Raw genomic sequence first — 20,872 nt, forward strand, 5'->3', positions numbered from 1 at the left:
CTGGCTAGGCCGGGAGGATTAGCCGGCCAGCTGATAGAGGATGGCGGAGATGGCAATCAGCCCCATGGTCGCCACAAAGACGTTGCTGATATGGCCCTGATACTTCGCCATGGCAGGCACGCGCTTGATGGCGTACATCGGCATCAGGAACAGTATGGTGGCGATGATGGGACCACCCAGGGATTCAATCATGCCGAGGATGGAGGGGTTGATGATGGCCACGCCCCACAGGGTCAGGATGAAGAAGGCTATGATGAACAGCTCGACCTTCCTGGTGTTTGGCGTCTTGCCGGACTTGCGCATGTTTTGGACGATCATCCCCTTCAGACCTTCACGGGCACCCAGATAGTGGCCGAAGAAGGAGGAGACGATGGCGACGAAGGCAACCAGCGGACCGAAGTAGGAGATGATCGGGCTCGCATGTTGGTTGGCCAGGTAGGAGAGCACGGCGATGTTCTGGGACTTGGCCTCCGCCAGCTGGACCGGGGTCAGGCTCATCACGCAGGAGAACACGAAGAACATCACGAAGCCGAGCAGGATGAGTGCGGTGCGCTTGAGGATGGCATCGGATTTCGCGACCGCATTGTCACCGTGATTGCGGCGCTGGGCCAGGGCGAAGCTGGAGATGGCCGGGCTGTGGTTGAAGGAGAACACCAGCACCGGGATGGTCAGCCACAGGGTCACGGTGAAGTCCTTGGCGGACGGCACCTGGGCCAGGGCGGCGCCGGTCCAGTCCGGGATGAGATACAGGGATATGCCCGCCAGAATGGCGATGAGCGGGTACACCAGCAGCTCGGTGACCTTCAGCATCAGCTTCTCACCGGCCAGCATGACCGACATCATGCCCATGATCAGCACGATGGAGAGGATCCAGCGCGGCGGCGCCGTCATCTGCAACTGGTTGACCATGAAGCTTTCCACCGTGTTGGTGATGCCAACCCCGTAGATCAGCACGATGGGGTAGATGGCGAAGAAGTAGAGCAGGGTGATTAATTTACCGGCACCGATACCGAAGTGCTCTTCCACCACCTGGGTGATGTCGGCATTGGGATTCTTGGAGGACAGCACGAAGCGGGCCAACCCACGGTGGGCCAGGTAGGTCATTGGGCCGACCAGCAGCGCCATCACCACCAGCGGCCAGAAGCCGCCCATGCCGGCGTTGATAGGCAAGAACAGGATCCCGGCGCCGACGGCGGTGCCGAACAGGCTGATCACCCAGGTAGTGTCTTGTTTGCCCCAACCGCGCGATTGGACTGAGCCGATTCCCTGCTCTACTGAGGCTGCAACTTCCTGTGCGCCGGTGACCGTATTGGACATGTCTCTCACCCCGAATAGTGGTTTTAATTAGTCGGCGAAAGAATACTTTTTTTTAAATCAAAAATGTTGATCGGATTCACCTTTATGAGGGCAAAACGCGTACTTTCTTATGGAAATGTGATCAAAAGAATAAAAAATCAAAATTTCTTTATCAAATGCAATGTTAGTTGAGTGTTAATTGCATGATTTGCCAACTCCCGGTGTTAGCGGAATGTTATTTTGACAGGTGCTGGGCAAGCTGACGGATCATGCTGGCGGTGGCGCCCCAGATGAAGGATTGCTGCCAGGGGATCCAGTAGATGGTGTGGCTCTTGCCGGCCCTGGGAATGGTCAGGGCGATGTGGTGGGCGGGATCCAATACATGGCTGAGCGGCACCTCGAAGGCCTGCTCCACTTCATCCGGGCTCAGGGTGAGCTGATAATCGGCATCCACCATGGCCAGCACCGGCAACACATCGTACAGGGAGATGGTGTTGAGCGGTGTCAGGCTGCCGATGACATGGATCTGGCAGGCAGGGATCCCGAGTTCCTCCCGGGTTTCCCGCAGTGCGGTGTGGATCAGGCTCTCGTCTTCGGGATCCTGGCGCCCGCCGGGGAAGCTGATTTGCCCAGGGTGGTGGCGCAGCTGTGCACTGCGACGGGTCAGCAGCAGCTGCAGCCCGTCTGGCCGCTCCACCAGGGGCAGCAAGACGGCCGCCGGTTTGAGCCCGGCCAGCATCAGCCGATGGGCCGGAGCCGGGCGTTGCAGCAGGAAGCGGGTCAGCAGATCGGCACTGTTCATCTCGCGGCGGTGCTCCTTGGGAAAGGATGGGGGCGTGGGGCTGCGGCTATCACTGGCGCTGCGCATCCAGCAGCGGCAAGATGCGAGCGACCTTGTCGTAGGTCTCCTGATACTCGCTGTCGGCGTCCGAGTCGGCGATGATGCCGCCCCCCGCCCAGCAATGGATCCGACCGGCTTCGGCTATCAGGGTGCGAATGCAGATGCTGGTATCCATCCGGCCGTGCTGGCTCAGGTAGCCGATGCTGCCGCAGTAGGCATTGCGCCGCACCGGCTCCAGCTCCTCGATGATCTCCATCGCCCGGATCTTGGGGGCGCCGGTGATGGAGCCTCCCGGGAAGCAGGCTCGCAGCAGATCCACTCCCTGCCAGCGCTCATCCAGCTCGCCGTGGATGGTGGAGACCAGGTGATGCACGGCGGGGAAGGACTCCACCGCAAACAGATGCGGTACACAGACTGAGCCCGGACGGCTTACCCGGCCGATGTCGTTGCGCAGCAGATCCACGATCATCAGATTTTCCGAGCGATCCTTGTCGGCGCCGGCCAGCTCCCGGGCGATCTGGCTGTCTGTGGCGGGATCCCGATGGCGGGGGCGAGTGCCCTTGATGGGCTTGGTCTCGATGTGGCGGCCATCGAGCAGCAGGAAACGCTCGGGAGAAAGGCTCAAAATGGCGCTATCCGGCAGGCGAATAAAGGCCGAGAAGGGGGCCTTGTTGGCCGCGCTGAGGGCGAGATAGGCCGTCCATTCATCCCCCTGATAGGGCGCGCTGAAGCGCTGGGTGAGGTTGATCTGATAGCAATCCCCCGCCGCCAGATAAGCCTGGATCCGTGCAAACTTGTCGCCATATTCGGCCCGGCTCATGTTGCTCTGCCAGGGACCTGTCAGCGAGAACGGCATCTGAGTGGCCGAAGGGGGGGCGACTTGCGCCTCCAGCCAGCGCAACCGGCTGGTGAGCCCCGCCTCGTTCCCCCAGTGCACCAGTTGCCAGCGACCGGTCTCGACCTCGCGCAGCAGCGCCCAGTCATAGATCCCCACCGCCATGTCCGGCAGCCGGATATCCGCCTTGGCCTGCACGGGCAGGCGCTCGAATCGCCGCCCCAGATCGTAACCGAACAGACCGAGGGCACCGCCGATGAAGGGCAGGTCGCTCTGCTCCTGATCCAGCGGCCCCAGCAGGGCTTGCTGGGTGCTGGCGAGCAGGCTGAGGGGGTCATCATCATGGTGCTCGGTTGCCCCTGCGCGCTGCACGCGGGTGCAGGTTCCCCGGGTTTCCAGGGTGGCGAGGGGATCGGCGCTGAGGATGTCGAAGCGGTTGTCGGCCCCATGGGGGCCGGCCGACTCCAGCAACATGGCCCAAGGCTGGTGTTGCAGCCGGGTAAACAGGGCGTGCAGCGATGTTTGCGGGTCGAAATGGTGGATATGCAGTCTTGGTTTCATTTTTTGTTACACAGGCAACAGTTTGCACCCAGCTCCCTAGCCGGTACGGGTGGCCAAGCGTATCATGGCGGCCGGCATTTTCAGAAAACACCGTTATAAAAACATGCCGTGTCTGCCGGCTCTGTGCGCACCCGCCGCCCGCCGAAGGCTCGGCTCATATGGAAGCCCTCGCTCGGCCTGACCGAGACGAGGACCAGTGAGGATGATATGAGCATCATTAAAAAACAGGACTTTATCGATTCCATTGCCGACGCCCTGCAATATATCTCTTTCTACCACCCCCTCGATTTCGTCCAGGCCGCCAAGGCCGCCTATGACCGTGAGATCAACCCGGCCGCCAAGGATGCCCTGGCCCAGATCCTGATCAACTCCCGCATGTCCGCCGAGGGTCATCGTCCCCTGTGCCAGGACACCGGCATCGTCACCTGCTTCGTCAAGATCGGCATGAAGGTGCAGTGGGACAGCGACATGACGGTGCAGGAGATGGTGGACGAGGGCACGCGCCGCGCCTACACCAACCCGGACAACCCGTTGCGCGCCTCGGTGCTCGCCGATCCGGCGGGCAGTCGCAAGAACACCAAGGACAACGCCCCGGCCGTGGTGCACATCGACATGGTGCAAGGGGACAAGGTGGAAGTCAGCATCGCCGCCAAGGGCGGTGGCTCCGAGAATAAGTCCAAGATGGTGATGCTCAACCCCTCGGACGATGTGGTCGAGTGGGTGCTGAAGACGGTGCCGACCATGGGCGCCGGCTGGTGCCCGCCCGGCATGCTGGGGATCGGCATCGGCGGTACCGCCGAGAAAGCTGCCGTGCTGGCCAAGGAAGCCCTGATGGAGCACATCGACATCCAGGAGCTGATCGCCCGGGGTCCCGAGACCACCGAAGAGAAGCTGCGTGTCGAGCTCTATGACAAGGTCAACAAGCTGGGGATCGGTGCCCAGGGTCTGGGCGGTCTCACTACCGTGCTGGATGTGAAGGTCAAGTCCGCCCCGACCCACGCCGCCTCCAAGCCGGTGGTGATGATCCCCAACTGCGCCGCCACCCGCCACGTCCACTTCGAGCTGGACGGCTCCGGTCCTGCCGAGCTGACCCCGCCGAGACTGGAAGACTGGCCACAGATCACCCGCGAGTCCGGTGGCAACGTGCGCCGGGTCAACGTCGACGGCATCACCAAGGCCGAGCTCGCCAGCTGGAAGAGCGGCGATACCGTGCTGCTCTCCGGCAAGATCCTGACCGGTCGCGACGCGGCTCACAAGCGTATTGCCGACATGCTCAAGAAGGGGGAAGGGTTGCCGGAAGGGGTCGACTTCACCAACCGCTTCATCTATTACGTGGGCCCGGTCGATGCGGTCCGTGACGAAGTGGTCGGCCCGGCGGGCCCCACCACCTCCACCCGGATGGACAAGTTCACCGACATGATGCTGGGGGAGACCGGCCTCATCGGCATGATTGGCAAGTCAGAGCGTGGCCCCAAGACGGTGCAGAGCATCAAGGAGCACAGGGCCGTCTATCTGATGGCGGTCGGCGGCGCCGCCTACTTGGTGGCCAAGGCCATCAAGAAGGCACGGGTAGTGGCCTTCGCCGACCTGGGGATGGAGGCCATCTATGAGTTCGAGGTGGAGGACATGCCGGTGACAGTGGCGGTCGACTCTGAGGGCAACAACATTCACGAGACGGGCCCGGCCTACTGGTCTGCCAAGATTGCCGAGCTGGACGTCAAGCTTTCCTGATCTGCATTGCGGTATCCATCCGTCTCGGTGACGGCTGCCAGGCAGCCTTGTGGCCAGCACGGCGAAAAGAGGCGACCTCGGGGTCGCCTCTTTTTTATGGCTCGGGTTTCGTGCCCGCAGGCTCAGTCGCCATGCCGCTATCGAGAGAGGAGGGCGAGATCATTAAACCTTCCGGCACGCATCCTTCTCGACACATGGCGGTACATCGAGGATGCCGCGCTCAATGGTTGAGGTAGATGTCCTGGCCGCCATAACAGAGGTGGCCGCCCTGAATGGGGAGAGGGGCATTCTGGGGCTCGAAGAATCGGGTCAGTACACCGGAGCGTTGTCCCAGTGTGCTCAGTTTGCCGTGATCCAGGGCCACTTCTTGGGGCAGCCAGGTCAATACGGCGGCGCAGTGGCCGTTGCCCAGGCTCTGCTCCAGCACCCGCTGCCAGTTTTTGATCTTGGCGCCGTGGACCACCAGTATCCGGGCGGGGTTGATCCCCTGCGCCTGCCACTGCTCGGCCACGGGCAGGCCGGGCGGGGCGATGAGCAGGATCCAGCCGCTGTTACCCTGGCTCAGTCGTCCCAGCTCGTCGAGCAGCGGCGCGGCATGAAGGTCACTTGCCAGTCGAGGCTCATGCTCCTGCTTGCTCTGATGGCGGGTGGGCCAGGGATTGATCAGGCCGGCAGAGGGGGAGGAGGTGAGGTGACTCAGGGGCTGGCTCATATAAGTGTCCTGTATGAATAACCATGCTGTATGCGTATACAGTAGTTCCATCTCATGCCGGTGACAAGACATTTGTGGTTAAAAATGTGAGCGGATTGACAAGGCCATGATCTACTTGGTTGAATTAAAAAGATATTTATCCCGATGGTGTGGTGGGTGTTTTTTGAACTATGGACAAAGCGGGGGCAGGCGCTCATGGTTATACAGTCTGTATGGCAAGAGGAGAGACCAAGATGGATGTCAGTACCTTGCAACGGCTGGATGCCAATATTCTGCTCGGGATCATCAACGAGAAGCTGCGGCTGGAGTGCGATGGTCTGGAAGAGTTGCTGGCCTACTACGACATGACAGAGGATCAGCTGGCCACGCGTCTGCAACAGATTGGCTATCACTACGATCCCATGAGCAATCAGTTCAAGGCCCATGGATAATTCGCCCACCAAGTGTGCCCCAACTGGGGCACCTTCCTTTTTTATTGCCTGGCGATGCATTGAACATTGAAACCGGTTTCAACGCGCACTGTGGTGGGCGTTATTTTCACGTATTTTCAGATGTGCGCAATCGCTGAAAACCTATTCATGATAATATCTTGAAAAGTAATTATTAACTGCATGATTTTTATCTGAATTTTAATTTTGTTAAGGTAACTTTAAGGAAAGGGTTTTCATGCTTTAACTGTCATCTTTATGCGTTAAAGTGTGACTCACGTTAACTTTTAAGCCAACGGCTTTAGCTAGTATGCCCACGCCGGAACATATTATGAGATAACAACAGCGCCGGTCCCAAAATGGGATAACAATTTTTATTTGTAACGAAGGAAAATGGTTTATGGCTACCAAGAAGAAGACAGACCAGGATCTCCAACTGGATAAAGATCAGCTCAAAGCGAGTATCGTGCGTCACCTGCGTTCTACCTTGGGGACAAGCGAACAGAAAGCCTCGCCAGAAGCGTGGTGGAAAGCGACCGCCGCCGCCGTCAACGAACAGGTGTACGAACGCCTGACCCGCACTCAGCAGACGCATTTCAAGAAAGATACCCGTGCCATCCACTATCTCTCTGCTGAGTTCCTGATGGGGCGCCTGACCTCCAACAACCTGCACAACCTCTCCTTGTACAAGACCTGCGAAGAGGCACTGGGTGAACTCGGTCTGGAACTGACCGACCTGTGCGAGCAAGAGCCCGACATGGCGCTCGGTAACGGTGGCCTGGGCCGCCTGGCCGCCTGCTTCATCGATTCCCTGGCGACCCTGAACTACCCGGCGGTCGGCTACGGCATCCATTACGAACACGGCCTGTTCCGTCAGGAAATTCAGGATGGCCACCAGATCGAGCGTCCGGATTCCTGGCGTGAATATGGCAACCCCTGGGAGATCTGCCGCCCCGAATCCGTGCAGGAGATCCCGCTCTATGGCTACGTCGAAACCGTGTTCGGCGACAATGGCGGCCTGAAGAAGGTGTGGCACGCCGGTCGCAAGATCAAAGGGGTGCCTTGGGATATCCCGGTGGTGGGCTTTGGCGGTCACACCGTCAACATCCTGCGCCTGTGGGAATCTCGCGCCTCCGAGTTCTTTGACTGGGACGTGTTCAATGCCGGTGGTTACATCGACTCCCAGACGGAAAAAGCCCAGGCAGAGACCATCTCCAAGGTGCTCTATCCGAACGATGATACCGATGCGGGCAAAGAGCTGCGCCTGATCCAGCAGTACTTCTTCTGTGCCTGCTCCATCAAGGACATCATGCGTCGCTACAAGCGCGCCCATGGCAGCGACTTCAGCAACTTCGCCGCCCAGATCGCCATCCAGCTCAACGACACCCACCCGACCGTGGCCATCCCCGAGCTGATGCGGGTGCTGGTGGATGAAGAGGATCTGACCTGGGAAGCCGCCTGGTCCATCTGCTACCGGGTGTTCTCCTACACCAACCATACCCTGTTGCCCGAAGCACTGGAGAAGTGGTCGGTCAGCCTGTTCGAGAAGGTACTGCCCCGTCATCTCGAGATCATCTACGAGATCAATGCCCAGTTCCTGAACAACCTGGTCGAACCCAAGTGGCCGGGTGACGATGCCATCAAGGCCAAGCTCTCCATCATCGAAGAGGGAGCTGTGCGCAAGGTGCGCATGGGCAACCTGTGCGTGATCGGCTCCTCCAAGGTCAACGGCGTGGCCGAGATCCACTCCAAGCTGGTGAAAGAGGATCTGTTCCCCGAGTTCGCCGCGCTCTGGCCAGAAAAAATGTGCAACGTCACCAACGGTGTCACTCCCCGTCGCTGGCTGCTGGCCTGCAACCCGGAGCTCGCCGAGCTCTACAACGAGGTGGTGGGCAAGGAGTGGCCGCTGCAGCTGGACAAACTGCGCGCCGTCACCCAGTTTGCCGATGACGAGGCGTTCCAGCAGCAGTTCATGCGCATCAAGCGCCACAACAAGGAGAAGCTGGTCAAGGTGATCAAGGCCGAGACCGGGATCGAGGTCAGCGCCGAAGCCATCTTCGACATCCAGATCAAGCGTCTGCACGAGTACAAGCGCCAACAGCTGAACCTCATCCACATCATGGCGCTCTACCGTCGCCTGCTGGCGAACCCGGATTATGACATGCACCCGCGGGTGTTCATCTTCGGCTCCAAGGCCGCGCCTGGTTACAAGCTGGCCAAAGACATCATCTTCGCCATCAACAAGCTGGCGGATCGGGTCAACAATGACAGCCGCATCCAGGGCAAGCTGAAGGTAGTGTTCATGCCGAACTACCGCGTGAGCCTGGCAGAGAAGCTGATCCCGGCCGCCGACGTGTCCGAGCAGATCTCCACCGCCGGTTATGAGGCATCCGGTACCGGCAACATGAAGATGGCACTGAACGGCGCCATCACCATCGGGACCCTGGACGGCGCCAACATCGAGATCGCGGAAGAGGCGGGTGCCGAAAACTGCGCCATCTTCGGTCTGGACGTGGACGAGGTGAAGGCATTGAAGGGGCGCGGTTACAACCCGTATGACTTCTACTACGCCAACTCCGAGCTCAAGGCCGTGCTGGACTGGTTCGATACCGACTACTTCACGCCGGGTCGCCCGGGCGAGCTCTCCTCCATCAAGCGCTCCTTGCTGGAAGGGGGGGATCCTTACCTGACCCTGGCGGACTTCGCCTCTTATTCGGACGCCCACAAGCTCATCGATACCTGGTATCGGGATCCGGCGCTCTGGGCCAAGAAGGCGATCATCAACTCGGCCACCATGGGCAAGTTCAACTCCGATCGCTCCATTCAGGATTACGTGGACAACATCTGGAACCTGAACGCCTGCAACGTCGGTTGATGACAATCCGACCCGCAAAACCCCCGCACCGCGGGGGTTTTTTTATGTCGCTCTGTGTGGGATTGTTGGTGTGATTGGGTACCCGTTTTGATGGTGGGCAGTCAGATGAATAAGTATTTTTGATGAAGGTAGTGGTAAAAATGCCGAGGTGACGAGGTGTCCACAATGGAAAAGGCCCCATCAGGGGCCTTTGTTATATGGGCAGAACTCAGTGCAGGATGTCGCCGAAGCAGTAGGCCAGCAGAGTCAGGATGACGGTGAAGACCAGGTTCAGCACCAGGCCGGCGCGCATCATCTCGCGCTGCTGGATGTGGCCGCTGGCGAAGACGATGGCGTTGGGCGGCGTGGCCACCGGCAGCATGAAGGCGCAGGAGGCGCCGACGGCGATCAGCACCGACATGACGACGGGAGAGACCCCCAACGCCTCGGCCACCCCGGCAAACAGTGGCACCAGCAGGGCGGCGGTGGCGGTGTTGGAGACCAGCTCGGTTAGGAACACCACGAAGGCGGCCAGGCACAGCAGTATGATGAAGATCGGCATGCTGGCGAGGGTGCTGGAGAGGTGTTCCGCCAGGAAGGCGTTGGCCCCGGTTTGCTTGAGGATGGAGCTCAGGGTCAGGCCACCGCCGAACAGCAGCAACACGCCCCAGTCGGTGTTCAGGTTGATGTCATCCCAGTTGGCGACACGGCTGACGGCGATGGCCAGGATGGCGCCCATGGCGATCAGGGTGTCGAACTGGGGAATGCCGCCCAGTGCGGCGGCGATGGGCTGGGAGCCTATCCACAGCAACACGGTCGCCAGGAAGATGAGCAGGGTGACCTTGCGCTGGCCGGTCCATTCGATGGTGACCTGCTCGGTGCTGACCTGGTGGGAGAGATTGGGGCGCATCACCAGATAGAGCAGGCCGATGCCGACCGGCATGAAGATCAGCACCACCGGAATGCCGAACTTGAGCCAGTCGGTGAAGCCGATGCCCATCTGGGCGGCGGCGATGGCGTTGGGGGGGCTGCCCACCAGGGTGCCGATGCCGCCGATGCTGGCGCTGTAGGCGACCCCCAGCAGGACGAATACCAGGGTGCGGCGCTCCTTGTGCACGTCGAGCCCCTTGAGCATGCCGAGGGCCAGCGGCATCATCATGGCGGCGGTGGCGGTGTTGCTGATCCACATGGAGAGCGCGGCCGTGATGGTGAAGAGCACCATGGCGGCCCAGCCGAGGTGGCCCTTGGCGAGTTGCATCACCTTGGCGGCGATCTGGGTATCCAGTCCCTGCTTGGAGAGGGCGGCGGCCAGGGCGAAGCCACCGAAGAACAGGAACAGCACCGGGTTGGCGAAGTCGGTGAGCGACTTGCTCATGTCGAACACCCCGAGCAGGGTGGCGAGCACCGGGATGGAGATGGCCGTGATGGTGATGTTGACGGCTTCGGTCAGCCAGAGGATGGCGATGAAGATCAGGATGCCGAGGCCCTTGTTGATCATGGGATCAAACGGGAGCCAGGCGAGCATGGCACAGAGCAGCAAGACGTCCAGGATGACGATCCCGGCCTTGATGTCCAGCCAACGCGATGGGGCAGAGGGGACGACAGATGTATGCATGTTGTTTTCTCGGTTAATTTATGGTTGTTGTTGTGTTGCCGAGATTACATTTCTCCCCCCGTATGAAACAGGGGGAAGTGGTCAAAGCATGTGGCGACTCACAGAGTAAAGTGCAAACGGATCTGATATTAAACATGATTTAAACAAATCTGTTTCATTTGGCCTGGGCCGTGACCGAAAGCAGCCACTCCTTGAACAGGCTCTTTGGCAGGGAGCCGCTGCGTTGGGCCAGCACCTCGCCGCGCCGAAAGACCATCAGGGTCGGGATGCTGCGAATGGCGTAACGGCTGGCAATGGCGGTCTCTTGCTCGGTGTTGAGCTTGACGAAGCGGATCTGCGGCTCGAGTTCGCGGGCCATCTCCTGAAACACCGGGGCAAATTGCAGGCAGGGGCCACACCAGCTGGCCCAGAAATCGACAACCACCGGAATGTCGGAGCCTATCAAGGCGTCAAAATGTGCCGTGTGGCCCACCACGGGCGTCGCCGTGAACAGGGCGTCCCGACAGCGGCCGCAATTCGCATTTGAATCCATTCTCTCGCTGGGCAGGCGATTGCGGGTAAAGCAGTGGCTACAATAGGTAGTGATAAGTGACATAATTGTTTCCTTAATTCATGGCTCGGCAACATCTTTTTTATTGCATTGGCAGAGCAGACTAACGGTAACATAGCAGTCAGTTAATTTTCACAGTCGGCGATCTGGTCGTGATGCTCTGTCACCGGATGGCTGACCATGACAAGAGAATCGAGACGGGATGAAGAGTGTTGCACGCGTCAATCGTGTTGTCCTGAGCCTTATCATCGTATCGTTGCTGGCGTTTTCAGCCTATTGCTGGCAGTTGCTCAGCCAGCAACAGCGCGCTTCCGAGCTCAGCGGCGCCGCCGAATTGGTGTTGAACCAGATCAACACAGATACCGTCTACCTGCTGGGCCGCGAGAAGGCGAGTGATGGCAGCGTACAACAGCGCCTGAGCCTGCTGTCAAACAGCCTCGACAAGTTCGTCAGCCTGGTGCGTGACGATCCGGGCTCGGCCGATGATCCCCAGTCCCAGGCATTGCAGCGCGACATCGATGGTTATCTGCTCGACCTGGCCAAGCTCTATACCATGGAGATGACCATCGAGTATCTGGAGCCCCGCTTCCAGAGCCAGCTCAAGTCGCTGATGGCCGGCGTCAGGGTCGAGACGGCGGAGTATCGCGATCTCACCGAGCTGTTCAGGTTGAGTCACTACCTCAGACGCAGTTGGGACATGAGCGAACAGCGCCAGCTGCTGGCGTTGCAGCAGCGCCTCACCGAGACCTATTCCCGGCAGCCCCCGATCATGGCCGTCACCCAGCTCAGCCAGGAGCTCAACCGCCAGGTGATCGACTACCATCGCCTGCGCAACCAGATCATCGAGATGAAGGGACTGGGATCGCTGCCCCTGTGGAAGAAGAGCAAGCTGGATCTGGCCTCCTCCCTCAAGAGCCGCTTCTACCTGATGGTGCTGGCCGGCGCCTTGCTCTGCTTCTCGCTGGTGGCCGCAACCCTGTGGCGCCGCAATCAGAAACTGAGCGAGTTGTCCCGCCATGCCGAGCTGCTTGCCCAAGCCAAGAGCGACTTTCTGGCCAACATGAGCCACGAGATCCGCACCCCCATGAATGCGATCATCGGCTTTAGTACCCTGGCGCTGCAGACCCACCTCGATCAGCAGCAGCGAGACTACCTCAATAAGATAAAGTCCTCGTCCGACACCCTACTGCTGCTGATCAACGACATCCTGGATCTCACCAAGGTGGAGTCCGGCAAGCTGACGCTCGAGGAGATCGATTTCGATCTGAGCGAGCAGCTCGACTCCCTGGCGGCCATGTTTGCCGATCTGGCGGAGCGCAAGCAGATCGAGGTGATCATCAACAAGTCACCGACCGTGCCCGACTTCCTGCGCGGTGATCCGCTGCGGCTCGGCCAGGTGCTGGTCAATCTGGTCAACAACGCCATCAAGTTCACCGAGCGGGGGGAGGTCGAGGTGGCCATCACCCTCGCCAGCCAGCACCCCATGCGGGTGAGTTTCAGCGTGCGGGACACCGGCATCGGCATCGCCGCGGAGAAGCAGGCGCAGCTGTTCCAGCCATTCACCCAGCTGGAGGCGGGCAACACCCGCAAATACGGCGGCTCCGGGCTTGGGCTCAACATCTCCCAGCGGCTGGTGGGGCTGATGGGGGGCGAGATAACAGTGCAGAGCAAGCCCGGGGTGGGCTCCACCTTCCTGTTCGAGATCCCCATGTCCCAGGCCGTCTACGGCGTGTCCGGGCGGCGGGTCTTCTTCGAGCAGCAGCCCCTCATCCTGATCATGGATGACAACGAGCTGGTGCTGGAGCTTGCCAAGGACATCCTGAGTCGGGCCGGCGCCACCGTGCTCACGGTCAACAGCCTCTCCCGTGCCCGCCAGGCGCTGAAGGAAGACGGCCACCATATCCGGCTGGCGATCCTCGACTGGCGCATGGGTCAGGAGGACGGTCTGGATCTGGCACTCGAGATGTATCAGCACAGCCAGTGGCGCCGGCTGCCCATCCTGATGACCAGCGCCTGGTCAAGGGAGGGCCTGCACGGCCGCATGGAGAGCATGGGGCTGACCCACTTCCTGGCCAAACCCATGACCGAGAATGCTCTGCTGGCCAAGGCGGACGAGCTGCTCAACGGCAGCTCCCACGACAGCAACGTGCGCCAGGCCGAGGCGCAGGGAGATCAACAGCATTTTCGCGATCTGCTGCACGGCACCCGGGTGTTGCTGGCGGAGGACAACCGCGTCAACCAGCAACTCATCATGGAATACCTGCGCCGGGTCGAGGCCCTGGTCACCGTGGTGGACAACGGGCGCGAGGCGGTGGAGCGGGTGGCGGAGCAGCCCTTTGACGTGATCCTGATGGACCTGCAGATGCCGGTGCTCGACGGCCTGGATGCGACCCGCCAGATCCGTAAGATGGTGGACAAGCACGACGTGCCCATCATAGCGCTCACCGCCAGCGCCATGCCCGGCGACAAGGAGCGCTGCCTCGGGGTCGGCATGAACGGTTATGTCACCAAGCCGGTCAGCAAGCTGGATCTCTACAACAACCTGCTGCAGTGGGTGAGGGGCGCCAACGGCGAGCGGCGGGTTACCCTTGAGGTCAAGCCACCGGATCTGATGGGGGTGCTGGATCTGGAGGATGCGCTGCGCCGGCTGGAGCAGGACAGGGAGGCGCTGCAGATCCTGTTCAAGCTGTTCCTGTCCGAGCACAAGGACGATCTGTGGGACATCCGCTCCGCCCTGCGGCGCCAGCAACCCGAGGTGGCCTGCCGTCTGCTGCATACCCTCAAGGGAGTCTCGGCCAACATCTCCGCCGCCCGCCTGCAACTGCTGGCCGGCGAGCTGGAGTGGCGGCTGCGGCTGCAACAAGAGGAGCTGACCGAGGCCGAGCTGAACCAGTTGCAGCAGGTGTTCAACCAGACCCGGGAGGAGGTGTCCCACTTCCTGCTGACCGGGGAGCAGCAAGAGTCAGCCGGGCAACTGTTCGAGTCGCGGGACAAGCGGCTCTGAGCCGGCAGAGATAGCAACCGTTCTCAAGTCGGCCACTTCAGGCTATGATGTCCGATTCCCATCGCCCCCACCTCGGGGGCGATTGTATTGAGCTTCTCTCAAGAACAATGGCGGCCATGGCGCCGCAAGCAAGGACAATAACGTGAGCGTATTTCTGCGGCTGGGCTGGTTCTTCAAGGATCAGTGGCGGCGTTATCTCATCGCCATCGCCCTGTTGATGATGGTGGCGCTGCTGACAGTGATCCCCCCCAAGGTGGTGGGCTGGGTGGTGGATGGGGTGGCCAAGGGAAGTCTGGATAACGGTACCCTGATGCGGTATCTGGCGGGATTGCTGGGTCTTGGCATCGTCATCTACCTGCTGCGCTACGTGTGGCGGGTGATGCTGTTTGGCGCCTCCTACCGGCTCGCCTATGTGCTGCGCAACCGGCTGTTTACCCACTTCACCCGCATGAGCCCGGATTTCTATCAGCGCCACCGCACCGGCGATCTGATGGCCCACGCCACCAACGACATCCAGGCGGTGGAGATGACCGCTGGCGAGGGGGTGCTGACCCTGGTGGACTCCTTCATCGTCGGCATCCTGGTGCTCTCCATCATGTGCAGCCAGTACTCCTGGCAGCTGACCCTGCTCTCCCTGTTGCCCTTGCCGGTGATGGCGTTCTTCATGAATCGCTTCGGTACCCAGATCTACAAGGAGTTCAAGGCGGCGCAGGGGGCTTTCTCCCGCCTCAACAACAAGACCCAGGAAGCCCTCTCCGGCGTGCGGGTGCTCAAGTCCTATGCGGTGGAGTCCCTGGAGGACAAGGGCTTTGCCGAGCTGACCCGCCAGGCGGGGGAGTGCAACATGGCGGTGGCCCGCATCGATGCCAAGTTCGATCCCGTCATCTACCTGTGCATCGGCTGCTCCTACTTCCTGGCGGTGGCGGGCGGCAGCGCCCTGGTGCTGCAAGACAAGCTGACCCTGGGGGAGCTCACCAGCTTCACCATGTATCTGGGCCAGCTCATCTGGCCCATGTTCGCCATCGCCTGGCTGTTCAACATCATCGAGCGGGGCAGCGCTGCCTATTCGCGCATCGAGAGCCTGCTGGCCGAGCGCAGCGACATCGCCGATCCCGTCTCCCCGCAGCCGCTCGAGAGCCCCTTCCCGCTGGTCATGCAGGGGGTGGATTACCGGTTGGCGTCGCGCACCCTGCTGGCGGGCATCGCTTTTTGCCTGCCAGCCGGCGGCATGCTCGGGGTGGTGGGGCGCACGGGAGCGGGCAAGAGCTCGCTGCTCAAGCTGTTGATGCGTCTCGCCAACCCCAGCGCGGGCCAGATCACCCTGGGTGGCGTACCCATTGAGCGGCTGGTGCTGGCCGAGCTGCGCAGCCAGTTTGCCTATGTGCCCCAGGAGCCGTTTTTGTTCTCCACCACCATCGCCGCCAACATTGCCCTCGGTCGGCCCGATGCCAGCCGGGAGGAGATCGAGCGGGCGGCGCGCATCGCCTGCGTACACGACGACATCAGCCGCTTCCCCATGGGCTATGAGACCGAGGTGGGCGAGAAGGGGGTGACCCTCTCCGGCGGCCAGAAACAGCGGCTCGCCATCGCCCGCGCCCTGCTGCTGGCGGCGCCGATCCTGGTGCTGGACGATGCGCTGTCGGCGGTGGATGCCCACACCGAGCAGCAGATCCTGCAGGCGCTCAAGGCCCACAGACGCACCCTCATCCTGGTCAGCCACCGCATGACGGCGGTGGAGCAAGCGGATGAAATCCTGGTGCTGGAGCAGGGACACATCAGTGAGCGGGGTCACCACGGCGCCCTGATGGCCCACAACGGCTGGTACGCTGACATGGTGCGTTACCAGCGTCTCGAGCAAGACGTGGAGGAGAGCCTGTGAGCCTGACCATGAAACGGCTACGAGCCTATTGTGCCCTTTGCCCGCAGGGCTGGTATGTCAACAGGGGGCGTTATCCGCGTCTCGAGCAAGACGTGGAGGAAGCGCTATGAATCCGACCATCAAACGGCTGCTAGCCTATTGCGCTCGTTATCCTCGCTGGCTCATTCAGGCGGGCATCTGCCTGCTGCTGGCGACCGGTGCCGAGGTGGCGGGGCCGCTGCTGATCAAGCTGTTTATCGACGACTACCTGGCGCCGCGCCAGCTGGTGTGGCCCGCCATCGCCGCCATCGGGGCGGGCTATCTCGGCCTGCAACTGCTGTCGGCGGCGGGGTTCTACCTGCAATCCCTGCGCTTCAACCGCATCGCCCAGGCGGTGGTGCAGACCCTGCGCGAGCAGGTGTTCGCCACCGCCATCCGGCTGCCGGCGCGCTACTTCGACAAGCACAGATCCGGCTCGCTCATCTCCCGCATCACCAGCGACACCGAGGCCATCATGAACCTCTATGTGCAGGTGATCGGGCTCTTGGTACAAAAAGTGGTGCTCTTGTGCGGCATCCTGCTCTCCATGGCGCTGCTGGATCTGCGGCTGATGCTGGTGTGCGCGACCCTGTTGCCGCTGGTCGGCGCCGTGATGTGGCTCTACCAGAAATTGAGCGTGCCGGTGGTGCGGGCAACCCGCAGCCTGCTCTCCGACATCAACAGCCGGCTCAACGAGTCGTTGCAGGGCATGCCGGTGATCCAGGCCATGGTGCAGGAGCGCCATTTCGCCAACGCCTTCGCCGAGGTGAACCAGCAGCACTGGTCGGCCCGGCTCAAGAGCTTGAAGATCAACGGCATTCTGCTGCGCCCGCTCATCGACCTGTTTTACATGATGGTGCTCATTGGCCTGCTGGCCCTGTTCGCCCACGAAGGGCTGAGCGCGGGCGGCGCCATCCAGGTGGGGGTGCTTTACGCCTTCATCAGCTATCTGGGGCGGATGATCGAGCCGCTCATCGAGATGACCAATCAGCTCAACCAGTTGCAGCAAGCCATGGTGGCGGGGGAGCGGGTGTTCGCCCTGCTGGACGAAGCCCGCGAGAGCACCGCCGGGCAGTCCTGCACCCTGCAGGGGCGAGTCAGCTTCGAGCGGGTGAATTTTTCCTATGATGGCCAGCAGCAGGTGCTGCGGGAGCTGAGTTTCAGCACCCGCCCCGGCCAGATGCTGGCGCTGGTGGGCCACACCGGCAGCGGCAAATCCACCGTCATCAGCCTGCTGATGGGCTTTTACCCCATCGGCAGCGGGCAGATCCGCTTCGATGATCAGCCGCTGGAGACCCTGTCGCTCGCCGCGGTGCGCCGCAGTATCGGCCTGGTGCAGCAGGATCCCTTCATCTTCGTCGGCACCCTGGCCGAGAACCTGCGCCTCGGCCGCGATGGCATCCTTGATGCGACGCTCTGGCAGGCGCTGGAAGAGGTGCAACTGGCGGCGTTCGTGCAGAGCCTGCCGCAGGGGCTCGACACCCTGATGGAGGAGGGGGGCAAGAACCTCTCCGCCGGTCAGCGCCAGCTGCTGTCGTTTGCCCGCGCGCTGGTGGGGGATCCGCGCATCCTCATCCTGGACGAGGCGACCGCGAGCGTGGATTCCCAGACCGAGCTCGCGCTCTCCCAGGCGCTCGCGGCGGCGCGCCGTGGCCGCACCACCATCGCCATCGCCCATCGGCTCTCCACCATCGTCGATGCGGACGAGATCCTGCTGCTCTCCCGCGGCCAGGTCAGCGAGCGTGGCACCCACGCTGAGCTGATGGCGCTGGGAGCCCACTACGCCCAGCTGTTCGAGATGCAGAGCCAGGGGGCCTGGCTGGAAGAGAAGCGGGCCTGAGCGCTATCAGAGATAACAACGCACAGATAAAAAAACAGCCGGCAGATGCCGGCTGTTTCGTTTGGGGAGCAGGTCAGACCGTGGCCTTGCTGCGGGCCACCAGCTTGGGTTGCAGGGGCGGGAAGTCGTCGTTGAAGAAGGTGTCCGCCTCCTCGATCTGCGCCTTGCGCTGCTTCTGGATGAAGTTGTCGAAGTCGCGCTTGATCTCCGGGTCTTTCAGCGCCTCATAGTCGAACACATTGGCCGCGTAGAGGTAGCTGAAGTAGATATCGACAAACTCGGCGCTGGCACAGGCGGAGGTGAACTTGCTGTTCTGGCGGTCGAAGTTGATGCGGTATTGCTTGATCTTGGGCACATAGACCAGCTCGCTGCCCACCTTGAACACCTCGACCGTGATGCCCACCGTGATGGTCTTGTAGAAGTCCTTGTTGTTCTCCACCCCGAAGCGGATGGCATCCCCCTGCTTTTGCAGGAACTTGTTGAAGCTGGCCAGCGCCGTGGTGCCCTGACTCACCACCACGTCCATGATGAAGTTGATGAAGTCGGTGGCGATGCTGAGCCCCTTGATGTGGCGGCTGTAGCTCTGTTGATCGATCTTGCTCGGCCCCATCAGCGGGATCTTGGAGAGCGCCCTGGCCCAGAGATCCGCGTCCGTCTTGTACTGATCCCCGTAGGCCTCGGCGTAGCGGTTGATGTAGGCGGTGACCACCGAGGTGATGGCGATGAGGTAGGCCTTCTGCTCGGCCAGCTTGGCCATGACGGCGGGATCGTCCAGCAGCTCGTTGGCCACGATGAACTCCACCAGCCCATCCTTGTCGGCGTAAGGATCGTTGCCCACCGCCCTGGCGGCAGGCAGGGTGGCGTCGTTGAAGAAGGCCTCGGCCTCGGCGAACTGATCCCGGTTGTTGAGGCGATTGGCGGCGGCCTCGCGTACCAGCTGGCAGAGCACCAGCTCGGCCTCGTAGTCGGAGGCCCGCAGTTGCGGCAGCTGATCCTGGTTGCCGAAGGTCTTCTTGTAGGCGAGGTTGAAGTCGATCAGCACCGAGTTGCAGCCGCAATCCATGGCGAAGTCAACGTGGTAGCTGAGCGCTCCCGAAGGCAACGGCTTGCTCATCTTGCCCTTGACCGCCAGGTTGGCGTAACACCTGAGGTACTCCTTGCCAAACAGCTCGTAGGCACGGTTGTTGTTGAAATTGAGCTGGAAGGTACCGGCGCTTTCGCCGCCATTGAACAACTGTTGAGCGTTACCCATCTCTCTCTCCTTGTGCGGTGCGAAAAGGTTGCCCGGCGCCCACTGGCCATTCACGAGCCAGCACAGCCTAGCGAGGGATGGGGCATCCCGTTACTGTGACTTATCCCAGTGGCGCCGCGGGGAGGCTGGGCTAGCGCCGCCGGGGCCGGCAATAGTCGTTTAGTTTCATTTGGCTAGGGTTGTCATCTGGCTGACACAGTGGCGCCGACCTGCAAAAAATCGGGTGATGGGGGCTAAAGATGATCGCTATCCGAGTCGGGATGGCCGGTTTTGGCATTTACCAAACGAATGCAATGGCTCTTTGCATTTGGATAATTCATGGGTTTGCGAGCACCACACCGGCCTTTACAGCCCTTGTTGGGGGATTGCTGGCCGGATAGCGCCGAGGTCGGCGCTCCGTTTGCCCGCCGTTGACGGCCATGGTTGGGGGAGGGGCGCCGAGCGGGTTCAGCGTGGCCGAAAAGGGGGCTTGTCTATTGGGGGTTATGCTGGCAACATTTCGGTCACATTCACTCATCGGATCAGTTCGCATATGGATTTGCAACGCTTCAAAGCCAACCTCGCCCTGCGCCTCTTCGCCTGGCGCTACATTCCCGTCATCGGTTTTTGTGCCCCCGTCATCGAGCAGATGGACGCCAAGGCGCTGCGCATTCGCATTCCCCTCGGCTGGCGTACCCGCAACCATCTGGGCAGCATGTATTTCGGCGCCCTGGCGACCGGCGCCGATCTGGTGGGCGGCCTGCTGGTGATGGAGAAGGGGCGGCGCAGGCGCAAGAAGGTGCATTTCGCCTTCAAGGATGTGCAGGGGGAGTTTTTGAAACGGCCGGAGGCGGACGTGCGCTTCGACTGCGAAGCCGGGGAGGCGATCGATGCCATGATCGACGAGTCGCTGGCGACCGGGCAGCGGATCAATCGCCCCATCCAGGTGGTGGCCACCTGCCCGTCTCTCAATGGTGACGAGGCGATGGCGCGCTTCGTGCTGACCCTGTCGATCAAGGCCAGCTAGCCCCAACGCGGGGACATTCCACATGATGCGGGTTTTTCGCGCCCTTCTCCCGCGGTTGTGACGACGCAGGGAGAAGGGGAATGGGGGTAAGCCGGGCAGAGAGATGCGACAGGCTCGGGATCCCTCGGTGTTCTTGGAACACCACGGGATCAGGCGGGGATCACAGGATCTCCGGGCTGATCCCTTCCTTGACCACCACCTTCATGCCGTTGAAGTTGACCACCTGGCCGGCCACTATCTTGCAGCGTTTGCGGGTCTCAACCTGACCGTTCACTTCGACCAGGCCTTCGCCTACCAGCGCCTTGGCCGCGCCACCGCAATCGGCCCAGCCCTGATGCTTGATAAGGTCGCACAAGGCAACGAAGGGGTGGCCTTCGAGCAGAAACGTCTCCATGAAAAATCCTCGTTAGATGAATGCCGGCACGGCAGGGCGGTTATTCTAGGCAGTTA

At 61.2% G+C, this 20,872-nt stretch carries 15 protein-coding genes; 7 read left to right on the plus strand and 8 right to left on the minus strand.

Features of this window, described 5'->3' with window-relative positions:
• Nucleotides 1-18: 18 nt before the first annotated feature.
• The 3 genes from ACZ9IL_RS05745 to pabB form a co-directional block, all read right to left on the minus strand.
• The gene (locus ACZ9IL_RS05745; protein WP_476002644.1) at nucleotides 19-1,317 is read right to left on the minus strand and encodes a serine/threonine transporter; all 1,299 of its coding nucleotides are present in this window, start codon (nucleotides 1,315-1,317) and stop codon (nucleotides 19-21) included.
• 214 nt (nucleotides 1,318-1,531) lie between these two features.
• Entirely contained in the window at nucleotides 1,532-2,098 is a 567-nt protein-coding gene (locus ACZ9IL_RS05750) for a CoA pyrophosphatase (RefSeq protein ID WP_476002645.1), read from the minus strand.
• 49 nt (nucleotides 2,099-2,147) lie between these two features.
• Nucleotides 2,148-3,533 (minus strand): aminodeoxychorismate synthase component I, encoded by a 1,386-nt coding sequence (pabB, locus tag ACZ9IL_RS05755; RefSeq protein WP_476002646.1) that lies wholly within the window; start codon nucleotides 3,531-3,533, stop codon nucleotides 2,148-2,150.
• A 207-nt stretch (nucleotides 3,534-3,740) separates the two neighbouring features.
• Between pabB and ACZ9IL_RS05760 the strand changes: the two genes are divergently transcribed.
• Nucleotides 3,741-5,264 carry a fumarate hydratase gene (locus ACZ9IL_RS05760; RefSeq protein ID WP_476002647.1) on the plus strand — a complete coding sequence of 508 codons (1,524 nt, stop codon included), beginning with the start codon at nucleotides 3,741-3,743 and terminating at the stop codon, nucleotides 5,262-5,264.
• Nucleotides 5,265-5,484: 220 nt separating this feature from the next.
• Here ACZ9IL_RS05760 and ACZ9IL_RS05765 read toward each other — a convergent pair whose 3' ends face one another.
• A complete protein-coding gene (locus ACZ9IL_RS05765) occupies nucleotides 5,485-5,976 on the minus strand; it encodes a cell division inhibitor (protein WP_476002648.1) in 492 nt (163 codons plus the stop codon).
• 233 nt (nucleotides 5,977-6,209) lie between these two features.
• On the opposite strand from ACZ9IL_RS05765, the gene ACZ9IL_RS05770 reads away from it, so the two are divergent.
• Both ACZ9IL_RS05770 and ACZ9IL_RS05775 read left to right on the plus strand, forming a co-directional pair.
• Complete coding sequence (locus tag ACZ9IL_RS05770; RefSeq protein ID WP_005323525.1) at nucleotides 6,210-6,407, plus strand: DUF4250 domain-containing protein; 198 nt, start codon at nucleotides 6,210-6,212, stop codon at nucleotides 6,405-6,407.
• Between the two features lie 397 nt (nucleotides 6,408-6,804).
• Nucleotides 6,805-9,279 (plus strand): glycogen/starch/alpha-glucan phosphorylase, encoded by a 2,475-nt coding sequence (locus tag ACZ9IL_RS05775; RefSeq protein WP_476002649.1) that lies wholly within the window; start codon nucleotides 6,805-6,807, stop codon nucleotides 9,277-9,279.
• A gap of 208 nt (nucleotides 9,280-9,487) precedes the next feature.
• On the opposite strand, the gene ACZ9IL_RS05780 is transcribed toward ACZ9IL_RS05775, so the two are convergent.
• Together ACZ9IL_RS05780 and trxC are read right to left on the minus strand one after the other, a co-directional pair.
• Complete coding sequence (locus tag ACZ9IL_RS05780; RefSeq protein WP_476002650.1) at nucleotides 9,488-10,873, minus strand: SLC13 family permease; 1,386 nt, start codon at nucleotides 10,871-10,873, stop codon at nucleotides 9,488-9,490.
• Nucleotides 10,874-11,027: 154 nt separating this feature from the next.
• A complete protein-coding gene (trxC, locus tag ACZ9IL_RS05785) occupies nucleotides 11,028-11,468 on the minus strand; it encodes a thioredoxin TrxC (protein WP_476002651.1) in 441 nt (146 codons plus the stop codon).
• A gap of 157 nt (nucleotides 11,469-11,625) precedes the next feature.
• Here trxC and ACZ9IL_RS05790 point away from each other — a divergent pair, with 157 nt between their 5' ends.
• The 3 genes from ACZ9IL_RS05790 to ACZ9IL_RS05800 all read left to right on the plus strand — a co-directional run bounded on the left by ACZ9IL_RS05790 (nucleotide 11,626) and on the right by ACZ9IL_RS05800 (nucleotide 18,164).
• The gene (locus tag ACZ9IL_RS05790) at nucleotides 11,626-14,427 is read left to right on the plus strand and encodes a hybrid sensor histidine kinase/response regulator (protein WP_476002652.1); all 2,802 of its coding nucleotides are present in this window, start codon (nucleotides 11,626-11,628) and stop codon (nucleotides 14,425-14,427) included.
• A gap of 142 nt (nucleotides 14,428-14,569) precedes the next feature.
• Nucleotides 14,570-16,306: an ABC transporter transmembrane domain-containing protein gene (locus tag ACZ9IL_RS05795; RefSeq protein WP_476002653.1), complete on the plus strand. Its 1,737-nt coding sequence runs from the start codon at nucleotides 14,570-14,572 to the stop codon at nucleotides 16,304-16,306.
• Nucleotides 16,307-16,412: 106 nt separating this feature from the next.
• The gene (locus tag ACZ9IL_RS05800; protein WP_476002654.1) at nucleotides 16,413-18,164 is read left to right on the plus strand and encodes an ABC transporter transmembrane domain-containing protein; all 1,752 of its coding nucleotides are present in this window, start codon (nucleotides 16,413-16,415) and stop codon (nucleotides 18,162-18,164) included.
• A 73-nt stretch (nucleotides 18,165-18,237) separates the two neighbouring features.
• On the opposite strand, the gene ACZ9IL_RS05805 is transcribed toward ACZ9IL_RS05800, so the two are convergent.
• Nucleotides 18,238-19,416, minus strand: coding sequence for a hypothetical protein (locus ACZ9IL_RS05805; RefSeq protein ID WP_476002655.1), 1,179 nt, complete (start codon nucleotides 19,414-19,416; stop codon nucleotides 18,238-18,240).
• Nucleotides 19,417-19,948: 532 nt separating this feature from the next.
• Here ACZ9IL_RS05805 and ACZ9IL_RS05810 point away from each other — a divergent pair.
• Nucleotides 19,949-20,422 carry a DUF4442 domain-containing protein gene (locus ACZ9IL_RS05810; protein ID WP_476002656.1) on the plus strand — a complete coding sequence of 158 codons (474 nt, stop codon included), beginning with the start codon at nucleotides 19,949-19,951 and terminating at the stop codon, nucleotides 20,420-20,422.
• Between the two features lie 160 nt (nucleotides 20,423-20,582).
• Here ACZ9IL_RS05810 and ybcJ read toward each other — a convergent pair whose 3' ends face one another.
• Nucleotides 20,583-20,816 carry a ribosome-associated protein YbcJ gene (gene ybcJ, locus ACZ9IL_RS05815; RefSeq protein WP_476002657.1) on the minus strand — a complete coding sequence of 78 codons (234 nt, stop codon included), beginning with the start codon at nucleotides 20,814-20,816 and terminating at the stop codon, nucleotides 20,583-20,585.
• Nucleotides 20,817-20,872: the final 56 nt, after the last annotated feature.

Source organism: Aeromonas sp. TECH754, from assembly GCF_056279295.1.

Coding starts and splice junctions, on each gene's coding strand:
- ACZ9IL_RS05745 (WP_476002644.1), bottom strand. CDS start 1,317: ATGTCCAATACGGTCACCGGCGCACAGGAAGTTGCAGCCTCAGTAGAG.
- ACZ9IL_RS05750 (WP_476002645.1), bottom strand. CDS start 2,098: ATGAACAGTGCCGATCTGCTGACCCGCTTCCTGCTGCAACGCCCGGCT.
- pabB (WP_476002646.1), bottom strand. CDS start 3,533: ATGAAACCAAGACTGCATATCCACCATTTCGACCCGCAAACATCGCTG.
- ACZ9IL_RS05760 (WP_476002647.1), top strand. CDS start 3,741: ATGAGCATCATTAAAAAACAGGACTTTATCGATTCCATTGCCGACGCC.
- ACZ9IL_RS05765 (WP_476002648.1), bottom strand. CDS start 5,976: ATGAGCCAGCCCCTGAGTCACCTCACCTCCTCCCCCTCTGCCGGCCTG.
- ACZ9IL_RS05770 (WP_005323525.1), top strand. CDS start 6,210: ATGGATGTCAGTACCTTGCAACGGCTGGATGCCAATATTCTGCTCGGG.
- ACZ9IL_RS05775 (WP_476002649.1), top strand. CDS start 6,805: ATGGCTACCAAGAAGAAGACAGACCAGGATCTCCAACTGGATAAAGAT.
- ACZ9IL_RS05780 (WP_476002650.1), bottom strand. CDS start 10,873: ATGCATACATCTGTCGTCCCCTCTGCCCCATCGCGTTGGCTGGACATC.
- trxC (WP_476002651.1), bottom strand. CDS start 11,468: ATGTCACTTATCACTACCTATTGTAGCCACTGCTTTACCCGCAATCGC.
- ACZ9IL_RS05790 (WP_476002652.1), top strand. CDS start 11,626: ATGAAGAGTGTTGCACGCGTCAATCGTGTTGTCCTGAGCCTTATCATC.
- ACZ9IL_RS05800 (WP_476002654.1), top strand. CDS start 16,413: ATGAATCCGACCATCAAACGGCTGCTAGCCTATTGCGCTCGTTATCCT.
- ACZ9IL_RS05805 (WP_476002655.1), bottom strand. CDS start 19,416: ATGGGTAACGCTCAACAGTTGTTCAATGGCGGCGAAAGCGCCGGTACC.
- ACZ9IL_RS05810 (WP_476002656.1), top strand. CDS start 19,949: ATGGATTTGCAACGCTTCAAAGCCAACCTCGCCCTGCGCCTCTTCGCC.
- ybcJ (WP_476002657.1), bottom strand. CDS start 20,816: ATGGAGACGTTTCTGCTCGAAGGCCACCCCTTCGTTGCCTTGTGCGAC.